The sequence below is a fragment of the Deinococcus radiopugnans ATCC 19172 genome (assembly GCF_006335125.1).
Taxonomy (GTDB): domain Bacteria; phylum Deinococcota; class Deinococci; order Deinococcales; family Deinococcaceae; genus Deinococcus; species Deinococcus radiopugnans.
Window position 1 is genome coordinate 1 of record NZ_VDMO01000028.1, and the last position, 12,265, is coordinate 12,265.

A 12,265-nucleotide genomic window follows, 5' to 3' on the forward strand; every position below is an offset into this window, starting at 1 on the left:
ATGGCGCGGAACAGCTGTGCCATGCGCTGCGGTGGAACCTGCCCGAGTTACCTGAGTTGGTCAGGCTACTGAGCACGCCGTTTCACGCATCAGGAGCGGCTTGAAGCTAAGATGTCCGGTACAGAGGCCTGCGCCATAAGCCCCCGCTCGCGCGCCGAGCAGGTATGCTGTGGGGCGTGAGTCCCACCGAACCGCAGGCCGGAGGCCGCGCCGCTATCCGTCTGCTGCAAGGCTACATCTGGCACGCCCAGGACGCCGACATCGATCTGGAGCATTTCCTGCCGCGTGAGCTGGACCTGCCCACGCCCCCCGGCCTGGCCGAGCAGGAAAGCGCCCATGTGCTGTGGGACACGGTCAATCCGCCGTTTGCCTTTTTCGAGAACGGCGAACCCACCGCCTCCCAGGTCTTCTACCAGTTCACGGTGCTGAGGGTGTACGACGAGCGCCCCGACAACACCGAGCTTCACGAGGACGCCAGCGCCGCCTCGCAGGCCCTGGGACCGTTGCTGGACGGCACCCCGGAGGGCGTGGGCTGGCAACTCTGGGAGGATCTGAGAGAGCTGTGATCGGCTGGCTCGATCTGCTGACCGAGGGGGACACCCACCCCCGCCGTTTCGATGGCCCGGCCAGTCTGCGCGCCTACCTGCTGCGCATCGAGCGCCTGTCGGAAGACGCGGCCGACGCGCTGATGGAGGACGGTCAGGTTGCCCCGCCCCTGGCCCGCCGCGAGTACCGGCTGCGGTCCCTGGCCCCCGCCACTTCGCCGTGAGTGACTCCGAGGCGCAGTCCGCAGAGCAGGAGACGGGCGGCCCCATCGTCGCCATTCCCGTTTACGCGGGCGTCAGCGAGCTGGAACTGGGCCTCATGGTCACGGTCTGCCGGTTGTGTGGCGGCGAGGGCGCGTCGGTCACGGTCAACCGCTCGCGCGCCAGCATCGTGACCGCCGGGGGCCTGGTCAGCACGCCGCACGTGCTGTACGCCGCCCTGCCGGAACCGGCGGCCCTGCTGCTGCCCGGCGGCCCCGGCGCCCTGAAGGCGGCCCGCGATCCACTGCTGAAAACCTTTCTCTCGGCCCATGCCACCCTGCCCACCGGCGCAAGCGGCAGCGGTCTGCTGCTGCTGGGCGAGGCGGGCCTGCTGTCCGGGCGCGAGGTAGGTGGGTCGGCAGACCTGGCCGACACCCTGTGGGGCCACGGCGCGGGCGACGTGCATGCAGGCGAGGTCTGGACCGACGCGAACCTCTGCACCACGCCGGGCGGCTTTCCGGCCCTGCACGCTGCCCTGCACGTCGCCGCCGCCGTCTGGGGTGCGGAAGCGGCGGCCGATGCGGCGCGGCGGCTGGGCACGTTGTAGGCGCCGATCCGCGCAACGGAGCCACCGCGTCTGACGGGGTCAGTCGTCTAAACCTTCTCCCCCTGCCACGCCGTCGAACAGCCCCCTGAGCGGCCAGTTCTTAATCGGTGTGCGCGTGCCGCCGATGCTGAAATTCTCGGACCCCAGCATGCGGGTTTCCATCTCGTCGCGCTCCTCCTGCGACATCTGGCCCAGGCGACTGTTCGGCCCCATCTGGGTGCCGTGGGCGGCCAGCGCGGCCTTCTTGTTCTCACGGTAGGGACTGACGTCCATGCGGACCGCCACGGTGTTTTCCGAGACCCCGTAAATCTCCGGGTCCAGATCCTGGCCCATGCGCGACAGCCCTCTGGCGGCCTCCACGTTCAGCGCCGTGAAGTACAGCCGCTGCGGCCCGCCGTAGGGCAGCACGCCCGTGCTGAAAAAGGCGGCGGTGGCGGCCCGGTTGATCTGCAGGTGATCGATGTGGCCGTACCCACCGTGCGGATCGAAGGTCACCAGCACCTGCGGCTGGTATTCGGCAATGACGGCGCGCAACTTGACCTCGATGTCCAGCGGCGTGACGTTCATCATCGCCAGCGGATCGTCGTGGCGGGTGCGCTCGTAGCGGCCCGAGTCATGATAATCCAGAAAGATGGGTTCGGGTATTTCCAGCGCCCGGCACGCCTCGCGCAGTTCCTGCTCGCGCTGCTGGCCCAGGTCGGCCACGGTCATGCCCGGCACGGTGATCTTGCCGGCCTCGCCCCGGTTGGCGCAGACCAGTTGCACGCGCACGCCCCGGCGCGCGTAATGCGTCAGCGTGCCGCCCACGGAGAACGCCTCGTCGTCGGGGTGGGCAAAGACGGCCATAAGAGTGGGTTTGGAGGAAGAATCGTATGGGTCGCTCATGCTCCGGAGTCTAGTGCGGGAACGCGCAAGGCCCCCAGCGCGTAAGACAGAAGATGAAGCCCTTCGCAGAATCAGGCGTGCGCCGCCCAGGCGGGCCGCCCCGGCTGCTGTGGACCTCCGCTTGGAGAGCGATGTTCAGGAACGGCCTTGATCCGGGCATGGACGCCAGAACATTCCTCGCCTGTGCTGGTGGGCGGCAGGCCAGAGGACAGCTCCAGCGTCGGCCCAACGGGCAGGGCCGAGGCTGAGGGTGCGAAACGTCCTCAGTTCGCTGTACGCCGTGTTCCGTGCCCTGTTTCTGGGCGTGGTCGGTCAGCCGGACGGCGGCACCGAGCGGGAGGCGCAGGCCAGAAAAGCCGGGCAGCGGCGGCGCGTGCAGGAGAATCGTCCCAGCGGCCCCCTCCGGACCCCGGGCACGCTGATTCGCACGGCGTTTTCCGCCGCCCTCTATCAGCCGGACCCTCAGCCCCAGGACGGTGAGGATTCCCCGGCTTCCAGGCGCAGACCGCGCAGGTAGAAGTCCCATACGGCGTCCGGCCAGGTCTGATAGATCAGGCGGCGGTTGGGCACGTCGGCGGCCTCCAATGCCTCGCCGATGGCGCGGTAAAAGCGGCTGCCCTGCTGTTTCATCGCCAGCGCCGTCCAGTACACCTCGGCGGCCATCAGCGTGTCCAGACGTTCAGTGTCCATGTCCATGCCCCCATCATGCCTGACGCAATTCCCCGGCCCGTCTGCTACGCTCCGGCCATGCCCCGCGTCCTTGCCATCACGTCCGAGAAGGGAGGCGTGGGCAAGAGTACGCTGGCGGTCCATCTGGCGGGGGCGTTTGCCGAGCGCGGCCTGGCCACCGTGCTGATCGACGAGGACGGGCGCGTGGGCAGCAGCCTGCGCTGGGCAGCGCGTGCGGAGGATGGACTGGGTTTGCCCGTGCTGGCCCCGGACGACGTGAAACCGAAGCGACTGGCGGCGGCTGACGTCGCCGTGATCGACACCGAGGGGCGCCCGAAGCGCAAGGAACTGCGCCGCCTCTCGGAGCGGGCAGACCTGATCCTGGTGCCGTCCGGCGTGAGTGCGCTGGAACTGGACTCCACCCGCGAGTTGCTGGACTTTCTGACCGGCGAGGGCGTCGGTTCGGCTGGGGGCCGCAAAGCCCGCATCGTGCTGACCCGCGTGCCGCCGGTGGGCCGCGCCGGGGAGGACGCCCGCGAGAACCTGCGCGACGAGGGCCTGACCGTCTGCAACACGCTGGTGCGCCAGTACGCCGCCTACCAGAAGGCCGCCGAATCGGGCACGCTGGCCCGCGACGTGCGGGATGCCCGCGCCCGAGTGGCCTGGGCCGACATCCTGGCCCTCTCGCGGGAACTGCTGTGAGGACCGCCTGATGGGCCGCTTCGACTACCTGGACCGCCAACCGAAGAAGGGGAGCAGGAGCAAACGCCGCGAGGCCGCCCCCGAGGGCCGCCCCAAGGGTGAATCCGGCGAACGCGTGGAAATCGTCTACATCCGCAAGGAAACACTGCGGGCCGTGTGGCGCGAAGTCAGGAACGACGGCGATCCTGCCGAGAGCGTCAGCGAACTGGTAGAAGACCTGCTGCTGGCGTGGCTGCGTGACCGGGCCTGAAGTGCAGGGGGCCAGGCACCTGACGCCGCTTCAGCGCCGGGCGGCGCGCATTGCGGGGCTGGCCCTGGCCCTGGTCTTCATTGTCCCTGGCGTCCTGCATCCCCTCCAGAACCACCCGCTTGATCTGGTCAACCTGATCTTCCACGAGGCGGGTCACGTCCTGCTGATGGGGGCGGGGGAGACCGTCACCTTGCTGGGCGGCAGCGTGTTTCAGTTGTTGATTCCTGCCGCCTGTATCGCCGCTTTCCTGCGGCGTGGGGACCGCTACGCGGCGGGCATCGTGACGCTGTGGCTGGGGCAGTCCTTTGCGGGGGTCTCGGCCTACATCCGCGACGCGCCCACCCGCACCCTGGACCTGATCACGGGGGATCCCGACACCCATGACTGGTGGCAACTGCTGGTCAGCTGGGACGCGCTGACTCTGGCCGGGCCGCTGGGCCGGGTGGTCTTTTTCCTGGCGCTGGCCTCGGTGATCGTGGGCACGACGCTGGCGTTGTGGGACGACGTGCGCTGAACCTCCGCCTGACCGCACCAGAAAGCCCCCTCCGCGCAGGAGAGGGCCGGCAGGGATTTTTTTCGCTTACGCCGGGTTCAGAATGTCCTCGATCTTCTGCTGCACGTCGTCGCTCAGGCGCACGCCGCCCGCTTTCACGGTGTCCTGAATCTGGCTGACCTTGGTGGCCCCGGTGATCACGCTGCTGACCCCCGGCTGGCGCAGCAGCCACGCCAGCGCCAGCTGTGCCCGCGTGATGCCCAGATCGTCGGCAATCGGCTTCAGGTCCCGCACCTTCTGGATGTTCTCCTCGGTCAGGAAGTTCTTGCCCCAGTTTTCCTTCTCGGTCAGGCGGGCGCCCTCGGGCTTGCCGTCGTCGTACTTGCCGGTCAGCAGGCCCATCGCCAGCGGACTCCAGACCACCAGGCCGATGCCCGCGCCCGCCGTGTAGGGCAGGATTTCCTTTTCCACGCGCTCGCGGCGCAGCATCGAGTATTCCGGCTGTTCGGTCACGGGGCCGTGCAGCCCGTTGGCCCGCGCGAATTCCACCGCCTGTGCGATGCGGGCGGCAGGCCACATCGAGGTGCCCCAGTACAGCGCCTTGCCGTCGCGCACGACCTGATCGAAGGCCATCACGATCTCTTCCATCGGCACGTCGGGGTCGTAACGGTGCGCGAAGTAGATGTCCAGATAGTCGGTCTCCAGCCGCTTCAGGGTCTTGTCGATGCTTTCCAGCACGTGCTTGCGGCTCAGGCCGCGGTCGTTCACGTCGTCGCTCATGGGCCAGAACACCTTGCTGGACATCACCAGCGTGTGCCGGGGCAGTTCCTTCAGGACCGCGCCCATCAGTTCCTCGCTGCGGCCCCGCGCATAGATGTCGGCCTGATCGAAGAAGTTCACGCCACCGTCGTAAGCGGCGGTCACGATGTCGCGGACCATCTTCTGGTCGTCGACGCCCATGCCGTAGGTTTCCCAGCCGCCCAGCGCGACTTCACTGACTTTCAGTCCACTCCTGCCCAGATTGCGGTATTCCATAGGGGGTTACTTTAACTCTTAAAGCATGATGGTTGGTCAAGTTCAAAGTTCGGTGAAGGGTCGGCGAGGCCAGTCTGCGTGCCGGCGTCAGCGGTCTGCGGCCAGCAATTCCACCAGCGTCGCCGCGTCCAGATTGCCGCCGCTGACCACCGCCACCACCGGGCCGGGGGGGAGTCGGTGCCCGCCGTATAAGGCTGCGGCCACCGTCACCGCGCCGCTGGGTTCGGCCACCAGCCGGGCGTGCAGGGCCGTGTCGCGTACCGCCCGCCGCATCTGCGCCTCGCTCACGGTCACGATGTCGTCCACGTGGGCGCGGATGTGCGCCCAGGTCAGCTCGCCCAGCGTCGTGACGCGCAGGCCGTCGGCCAGGGTGCGGGCCACCTCGTCGGCGGGCCACGCCACCCGCTGCCCGGCCCGCAGGCTGGCCTGGGCGTCCGCGGCCAGTTCGGGTTCCACGCCGATCACGCGCACGTCCGGACGCAGCGCCTTGATGGCTGTCGCCACCCCCGAGATCAGGCCGCCGCCGCTGACCGGCACCAGCACCGTGCCCACGTCAGGGCAGTCCTCCAGCAGTTCCAGGCCCACCGTCCCGGCCCCGGCGATGATGTGCGGGTCGTCGTAGGGCGGCACCGGGGTCAGCCCGCGTGCCTGGGCCAGCTCGGCGGCCTTCGCCGCCCGTTCCTCGCTGGCGTTGCCCACCAGCACGATTTCCGCGCCGCACGCGCGGGTGGCCGCCAGCTTGGTCTGCGGCGCGCCGGCCGGCATGACCACCACCGCCCGGAGGCCCAGCGCCCGCGCCGCGTAGGCCACCGCCCCGGCGTGGTTGCCGCTGGAATGCGCCACGACGCCCCGTTCGCGCTGCTCCGGGGTCAACGACAGCAGCTTGTTGAACGCCCCGCGCAGCTTGAACGCGCCGGTGGGCTGCAGGTTCTCGGCCTTGAGCCACAGGTTCGTGTCCGGAAAGGGGACCAGCGGCGTGCGGCCCAGCCAGTCCCTCAGGCGGGTCCGGGCGGCCTGAATGTCGGCCAGGGTCACGAGGACTGCGGATTCAGGGGGGGCGGGTTCAGGGGTCATGGGTGTGCCTCCGGCCTCCACGCTACCCTGTCTGCCATGTCCCTGATTGCCCTGGCCCCCGGCATCTTCTATTTCCCCGGCGCGGTCAACAGCTTCGTGGTGGTGGGCCGGGAAACGGACGCGCTGCTGGTCGACACCGGCCTGGATGACTCGCACGCGCGCAAGCTGCTGCGGGCGGTGGCGGAGGCGGGCCTGGTGCCCAGCGGCATTCTGAACACCCACAGTCACGCCGATCATCACGGCGGCAATGCGTTTATCCTCAAGCGCTTTCCGGAGCTGAAGATCTTTGCCCCACCGCTGGAAGACGCGGTCATCACCCATCCGATTCTGGAGCCGCTCACGCTGTTCGGCGCCCGCCCGCCGCGCGAGTTGCAGGGCAAGTTTCTGCTGGCGCCGCCCAGTCCGGCCCGTCTGGCGCCCGAACCGGGGCTGTGCCGCATGGGCGGGGCCGACCTCGAGCTGATCGAGGTGGCCGGGCACGCCTCCCTGATGTACGCCGTGCGCGTGGGCGAGGTTCTCTACGCCGCCGACGCCCTGTTTGGCCCCGACGCCCTGAGCAAGCACCCGCTGACCTTCTGCGCCGACTCGGGGTTGCAGAAGGCCAGCGCGGCGAAGCTGGCCGAGCTGGAGGGGGTGCGCACCGTGCTACCGGGTCACGGCGATCCCACGGATGACCTGGCGGGGCTGGTGGCCGTCAATCTGGCCGCCTACGAGCGCACGACCGCAGCGGTGCTGGCGGCGGTGGACGCGGGCGCGGCCAGCATCGACGAACTGCTGGCCCGCGTCTGCGACTCTCTGGACGTTACCATGACCAACGCCGGGGCCGTGGTCCTGAATCGCGCCGTCGTCAGTGCCCACCTGACCGAACTGCTGGAAACAGACCGGGTCCACATGAAGGTGACGGGCAACAAACTCATCTTCGGAACACAAGCGTAAAGGAATCCACATGGCCCGGCGGTTGGACGCGGGGGTAGCGTGGGGCATGACCAAGAAGAGCAAGGCCGATCCCTCCACGCCCAGCAAGGCCAGCAAAAGCGCCGCAGACCAGGCGAGTAAGGCGAAGGCTGCCAAGCCCGGTGCCACGCCCGGCGGCGAGGCCAAGGCCGACGCGGCCCACCTGGACACCCCGTTCAACGCGCTGGTGGACCATAACTACCTGACGGAGAGCGAGTTCGACACGGTGTCCGAGACGCTGCAGCGCAACCTGGCCACCACCATCTCGCTGTACCTGAAATTCAAGAAGTACCACTGGGACATCCGGGGCCGCTTCTTCCGCGACCTGCACCTGGCCTACGACGAGTTCATCGAGAAGATCTTTCCCAGCATCGACGAGCAGGCCGAGCGTCTGGTGGCCCTGGGCGGCAGCCCCATCGCGGCGCCCAGCGATCTGGAGCGGTTCAGCGTGGTCAAGGTGCCCACCGAGACGGTCCGTGACGCCCGCGCCCAGGTGGCCGATCTGGTCAGCGACCTGACCCGCGTGTCCAAGGCCTACCGCGACGACAGCCAAGCAGTCGACGAGGCCAACGATCCGGCCACCTCGGACATGTACAACGGTTATGCCGCAACTACCGACATGATCCGCTGGATGCTCCAGGCCATCATGGACGATGACCGCCTGAACTGAGGTGTTGAGCAAGCAGATGGGCCGCCAGAGCGTTTGGGCGGCCCATTTTGTCATTCTCTGGAGGCGAACGAGTGCCCAAATTCGACTATGACCTGAACTACGCGGACCTTGACCTGCGGGCCCACCCGGAGCTGTACCGCGTGGGCCGGGGCGAGCAGGGCGTGCTGCTGGTGCAGCCGTACAAGGGCGAGATCCTGCCCCACTGGCGCTTCGCCACGCCGGACGCGGCCCGCGAGAGCAGCGAGGCCATCTTTTCCATGTTCGAGGACTACCTGAAAGACGGCGATTTTGTGGGCGCGGACATGGCCCGCAAGTTCTTGCAGATGGGCTTTACCCGCGCCCGCCGCTACGCCAACCACAAGGGCGGCAAGAAGTACGCTGGCCCCGTTCCTGAGGACAAGAAGGGCCAGAGCGGCGCGCACGGACGCGCCGAATTGCCCCGCCAGCCCGAGAACCCTGTAAAGGCCGAGTCCGCCCGCATCTTCAAGGCGAAATGGGACGAGGCGGAAGCCAACGAGGACTACGCGCGCATGAAAAAAGAACACCGCGCGAAATACGGCTGACTCCGCCCGTCACTCGCCCGCGCCCTACTTGCCGACGCAAAAATTGCGAAACACTGCGTCCACCACGTCTTCCTGCACGTCCTGCCCGGTGATCTCGGCCAGGGCGCGCAGGGCCTCTTCCAACTCGTAGCCGGCCAAATCGTCGGGGAGGGTCTGGGCAGCCCCCACATGCCCAAGTGCCCGCCGCGCCGCGTCCGCCTGCCGCTCGGTGGTCAGCCACGCCTCGCCGCGCGCCGCGTCGCCCAGCAAGGCCGCGCGCACGGCCTCGCGCAGCCGGGGCAGGCCCTCGCCAGTCACGGCGCTCACGTCCAGCACCGCCGGGTCCGTCCAGGCGGCGGGCAGATCGGCCTTGGTCCTGAGCCGGATCAGGCGCGCGGGCGTCCCGGTCACGTCCAGCGGCAATTCTTCGCGCGCGGCGCTGCCGTCTTCCAGGACCAGCACCAGATCGGCGGCCTCGGCCAGCGCGCGGGCCTGCCTGACGCCCGCCGCCTCGATCTCGTCCACGGTCTCGCGCAGCCCGGCCGTGTCCACCAGCGTGACCGGCACCCCGGCCAGTTCCAGGCCCGCTTCCAGGTAATCGCGGGTGGTGCCGGCGGTGGGCGTCACGATGCTGCGCTCGAAGCCCACCAGGGCGTTCAGCAGACTGCTCTTGCCCGCGTTGGGCCGCCCGATCAGTGCCAGCCGCGCGCCGCGTGTGCTGACCTGCCCGGCGCGGGCGCTGGCCAGCAGCGCCTCCAGTTCGGCCTGCGCCTGCCCGAGCGGTTCGGCGCGGTCCTCATCCGGTACGCCTTCTTCCGGGTAGTCCAGCATGGCCTGAATGGCGGCCAGCGCACGGATCAGTCCCCCCGCCACCCGCGCCACCCGCGCGCCCAGCGCCCCCGACAGGCCCAGGCTGGCCTGACGCCGCGCCGCGTCGGTTTGCGCCTCCACCAGTCCCAACACGGCCTCGGCCTGGGCCAGGTCCAGTCGGCCCGCCAGGTACGCCCGCAGCGTGAATTCGCCGGGGCGGGCGGGGCGTGCCCCCAGCTCCAGCGTCCGGGCCAGCACGCGGGCCAGCACCGCCGGGCTGCCGTGCGACTGCAGTTCCACCACGTCCTCGCCGGTATAGCTGCGCGGGCCACGGAACACCAGACACAGCCCCTCGTCCAGCACCTCGCCGCCCTCCGCGACCAGCGTCCCGAAGAGAAAGCGCCCACCTCCCGTCGCCGAAGGTGTGCGCTGACCACGGAAAATGCCATCGGCCACCCCCAGCGCCTGCGGTCCGCTGACCCGCACGATGCCCACGCCCGCGCTGCCGGGGGCCGTGGCGATGGCGGCGATGGTGTCGGACAGGCCAGAACGGGTCACGGGGCCAAGGGTAGCAGGCGGGCGGGGTGGGTCAGGGCGCCGAAGCTCACCAACCGCTCAGCGTTTCCAGCGCCCCCGCCCGCGCGTGCCGGCCTTGGCGCCCGGCGTGCTGGTGTGCGCCCGGATCTGCTGGTCGTCGTAGCGCAGCATCACGGCCAGCCGGGCGCGGCTGATGATGTGGTGCGGGTGCTTGGGCACAAAGGCGGTCACGATGTCCAGATGGCCGTCGCGGTAGTACTGCACCACCACGTGCAGCGGCAGCGCCACGCCACAGGCCTCGAAGGTGCCGCAGACCAGCCAGCGCCGGTCTTCCGGGTACACGGCGCGCACCCGCCCGCTCAGCAGGACATTGATGATGTCGTGTTCCAAAAAGCCCTCGGCGCGGGCGTGCCCGATGGCGTGCGGGCACACGTGATAACGCGTGTCGTAGACGGCGTCGCGCAGGCGGGCGTGGGCCCGGGCCAGGCTGAACTCGTCGGTGGCGACACCGGCCAGTTCAGCCTCGCGCTGCGGCTTGACCGGCGCGGGGCGCACGGCGCGGACGGGCGGCGTGGGGGCGCGGCGGGCGGCCTTCTCAGCCCGCGACAGCTGGGCACGCAGGGCCAGCAGGTCGGTCCCGGTCTGCACCTCGGCCAGCGGCGCGGCCGGCGGACGGGGGGGCGCCGCTGCGGGTGCGTTGCGGCGCCCCCCCTGGCGGGTGTGGTTGATCCCAAGCGGTTTGCTGGACTGTTTGGTCACGGCGAACACCTCCGAAAAAACGGTCCCCGCCTCCCCGCACCTGTTCTTCTGTTCCGGGCCACCACCTGACCTGCCCCTTAAAAAGAAAAGGCCCCTCAGACACGGCTTCGTGTCGGTGGGGAGGCAGGCGTCGTACCCTGTTCAGGGCATGGCGGCAATATAGCACAGTGCGGCAAAAAACGGCGTGACGCGCTGGGCAGACAGCGCCGACCGGTTGCTCATAGGCTGGGAGATAGAACTGACCCCGCCGCACGTCGCACCGTAATTTCCCGCTGGAGGACACCACCATGATCCGTTCCATGCAGGCCACCGACATCCCCGACGTCCTCTCGCTGCTGCACTGGATGGACGCGGCCCCGGAGCGTGAGGTCTTCGCCCCCGACTCCCGCGATCCGCGCGAACTGCATCTGGAATGCGAGGACGGGCTGTGCCTGGTCGAGGAGGACGGCGACGGCGTGCGTGCGTACTGCGCGCTGTCGCCCTTCCGCGACGGGCTGGTGCTGGAAGGCCCCATCAGCGAGGGGGGTCCGGTGGGCGCACTGCTGGCGCGCGCGGCCCAGCACACCGACGGCCAGCCGGTCTACGCCTTCAGCGCCCGCGACAACCTGCCGGTGCGTGCCGCGCTGGAGGAGGTGGGCTTCGCGCCGCTGCACAGCACGGCGTTCTACTCGGCCCCGCTGGACCGGGTGGCCCGCCATGCCCGCGTGCCCGACGGGTACCGGACCACGGACCGCCTGCCGGTCGCCGAGTACCGCGCCCTGTACCGCGCCGCCGAGGACGCCTGGGCCGGGCGCCTGGACTGGACCCCCGAGCAGTACGCCGCGCACTTTGCCGACGACACGGTGGCGCTGGTCGCGCTGTGGCATGGGGACCACCCGGTGGGGTTCACCGAGCTGGAATTCAGCCCCGACGACGCCCGCGCCGACGTGACGTATCTGGCGGTGCATCCCGCCGAGCGCGGTCAGGGTCTGGGGCGTGTGCTGCTGGCCCTGGCCGCCGCCGAGGCCCAGACCCGCCCAGAGCTGCGCACCCTGCGCGTGCGGGCGCACGACCACCTGCATTCCGCCCGCGCCCTGTACGCCCGCATGGGCTTCACCCACTGCCGCAGCATCGTGACCTACCTGCTGGAGGGTGAGGAAGAGGCGTAGAGAGCTGTGGCTGGGTCAGATGCTTCCGAGCTGACCGCCGTATCCGGGCGCGTCGAGAGGTTGAAACTTCGGATTCAGTGCGCGCCGCAGGGGACACCTCATACGGATTCCGTTTGTTTCGTGTAGACATCGGGACAGCTCCGATCTCTACACTCCACGTCCGGAACCCGTTTTCCTCATTCTCGCTTCGCTCGGATTTCCAGGTGTTTTCAACACCTTTCAATCGGAATCCGTATCAGATCCATGAAGCGGCTGACCCCATGGCCCGCCCGCTGCCACAGCTCAAGAGCAGGCTGAGCGCGCGTCAGGTCCTGGCTGAGCCGACGCACATTGAGATGGACCCTCATGAACTTTTTCGAGATCAACTGAATCCGTTGAGTGTAA

At 69.1% G+C, this 12,265-nt stretch carries 16 protein-coding genes; 10 read left to right on the forward strand and 6 right to left on the reverse strand.

Annotated elements, in window-relative coordinates; all coding sequences use genetic code 11:
- Positions 1-176: 176 nt before the first annotated feature.
- Genes FHR04_RS17900 through FHR04_RS17910 form a run of 3 tightly spaced genes read left to right on the forward strand, consistent with a single transcriptional unit; the run spans position 177 to position 1,353 of the window.
- Positions 177-566: a DUF3208 domain-containing protein gene (locus tag FHR04_RS17900; protein WP_139404586.1), complete on the forward strand. Its 390-nt coding sequence runs from the start codon at positions 177-179 to the stop codon at positions 564-566.
- On the forward strand, positions 563-769 hold the full coding sequence (locus FHR04_RS17905; protein WP_039683580.1) for a hypothetical protein: 207 nt from the start codon (positions 563-565) through the stop codon (positions 767-769). The genes FHR04_RS17900 and FHR04_RS17905 overlap by 4 nt, the downstream gene beginning before the upstream one ends.
- A complete protein-coding gene (locus tag FHR04_RS17910) occupies positions 766-1,353 on the forward strand; it encodes a DJ-1/PfpI family protein (protein ID WP_249039202.1) in 588 nt (195 codons plus the stop codon). The genes FHR04_RS17905 and FHR04_RS17910 overlap by 4 nt, the downstream gene beginning before the upstream one ends.
- 39 nt (positions 1,354-1,392) lie before the next feature.
- On the opposite strand, the gene FHR04_RS17915 is transcribed toward FHR04_RS17910, so the two are convergent.
- Both FHR04_RS17915 and FHR04_RS17920 read right to left on the reverse strand, forming a co-directional pair.
- Positions 1,393-2,238, reverse strand: a complete 846-nt coding sequence (locus FHR04_RS17915; RefSeq protein WP_139404587.1) for a PIG-L deacetylase family protein — start codon at positions 2,236-2,238, stop codon at positions 1,393-1,395.
- Positions 2,239-2,700: 462 nt separating this feature from the next.
- The gene (locus FHR04_RS17920) at positions 2,701-2,934 is read right to left on the reverse strand and encodes a hypothetical protein (RefSeq protein ID WP_380089225.1); all 234 of its coding nucleotides are present in this window, start codon (positions 2,932-2,934) and stop codon (positions 2,701-2,703) included.
- Between the two features lie 51 nt (positions 2,935-2,985).
- On the opposite strand from FHR04_RS17920, the gene FHR04_RS17925 reads away from it, so the two are divergent.
- From FHR04_RS17925 to FHR04_RS17935, 3 genes are read left to right on the forward strand one after another with little or no spacing between them, the layout of a single operon-like run.
- The gene (locus FHR04_RS17925) at positions 2,986-3,609 is read left to right on the forward strand and encodes a ParA family protein (protein ID WP_139404588.1); all 624 of its coding nucleotides are present in this window, start codon (positions 2,986-2,988) and stop codon (positions 3,607-3,609) included.
- A gap of 10 nt (positions 3,610-3,619) precedes the next feature.
- Complete coding sequence (locus FHR04_RS17930) at positions 3,620-3,859, forward strand: hypothetical protein (RefSeq protein WP_039683589.1); 240 nt, start codon at positions 3,620-3,622, stop codon at positions 3,857-3,859.
- Positions 3,846-4,373 carry a hypothetical protein gene (locus FHR04_RS17935; RefSeq protein ID WP_052195320.1) on the forward strand — a complete coding sequence of 176 codons (528 nt, stop codon included), beginning with the start codon at positions 3,846-3,848 and terminating at the stop codon, positions 4,371-4,373. Before FHR04_RS17930 ends, FHR04_RS17935 begins: the two co-directional genes overlap by 14 nt.
- A 66-nt stretch (positions 4,374-4,439) precedes the next feature.
- On the opposite strand, the gene FHR04_RS17940 is transcribed toward FHR04_RS17935, so the two are convergent.
- Together FHR04_RS17940 and FHR04_RS17945 are read right to left on the reverse strand one after the other, a co-directional pair.
- Positions 4,440-5,387 (reverse strand): aldo/keto reductase family protein, encoded by a 948-nt coding sequence (locus FHR04_RS17940; protein WP_039683591.1) that lies wholly within the window; start codon positions 5,385-5,387, stop codon positions 4,440-4,442.
- 87 nt (positions 5,388-5,474) lie between these two features.
- Entirely contained in the window at positions 5,475-6,461 is a 987-nt protein-coding gene (locus FHR04_RS17945; RefSeq protein WP_139404589.1) for a threonine ammonia-lyase, read from the reverse strand.
- 36 nt (positions 6,462-6,497) lie between these two features.
- Here FHR04_RS17945 and FHR04_RS17950 point away from each other — a divergent pair, with 36 nt between their 5' ends.
- The 3 genes from FHR04_RS17950 to FHR04_RS17960 all read left to right on the forward strand — a co-directional run bounded on the left by FHR04_RS17950 (position 6,498) and on the right by FHR04_RS17960 (position 8,648).
- Positions 6,498-7,397 (forward strand): MBL fold metallo-hydrolase, encoded by a 900-nt coding sequence (locus tag FHR04_RS17950; protein ID WP_139404590.1) that lies wholly within the window; start codon positions 6,498-6,500, stop codon positions 7,395-7,397.
- Between the two features lie 46 nt (positions 7,398-7,443).
- Positions 7,444-8,085, forward strand: coding sequence for a Dps family protein (locus tag FHR04_RS17955; RefSeq protein ID WP_039683597.1), 642 nt, complete (start codon positions 7,444-7,446; stop codon positions 8,083-8,085).
- Positions 8,086-8,156: 71 nt separating this feature from the next.
- Positions 8,157-8,648, forward strand: a complete 492-nt coding sequence (locus tag FHR04_RS17960) for a DUF4385 domain-containing protein (RefSeq protein WP_170214014.1) — start codon at positions 8,157-8,159, stop codon at positions 8,646-8,648.
- A 24-nt stretch (positions 8,649-8,672) separates the two neighbouring features.
- Here the strand turns inward: FHR04_RS17960 and mnmE are convergent, their stop codons facing one another.
- On the reverse strand, positions 8,673-9,995 hold the full coding sequence (gene mnmE, locus FHR04_RS17965) for a tRNA uridine-5-carboxymethylaminomethyl(34) synthesis GTPase MnmE (protein ID WP_139404591.1): 1,323 nt from the start codon (positions 9,993-9,995) through the stop codon (positions 8,673-8,675).
- 57 nt (positions 9,996-10,052) lie between these two features.
- Positions 10,053-10,622: a DUF4258 domain-containing protein gene (locus tag FHR04_RS17970; protein ID WP_139404618.1), complete on the reverse strand. Its 570-nt coding sequence runs from the start codon at positions 10,620-10,622 to the stop codon at positions 10,053-10,055.
- Between the two features lie 398 nt (positions 10,623-11,020).
- On the opposite strand from FHR04_RS17970, the gene FHR04_RS17975 reads away from it, so the two are divergent.
- Complete coding sequence (locus FHR04_RS17975) at positions 11,021-11,881, forward strand: GNAT family N-acetyltransferase (protein ID WP_139404592.1); 861 nt, start codon at positions 11,021-11,023, stop codon at positions 11,879-11,881.
- Positions 11,882-12,265 lie beyond the last annotated feature (384 nt).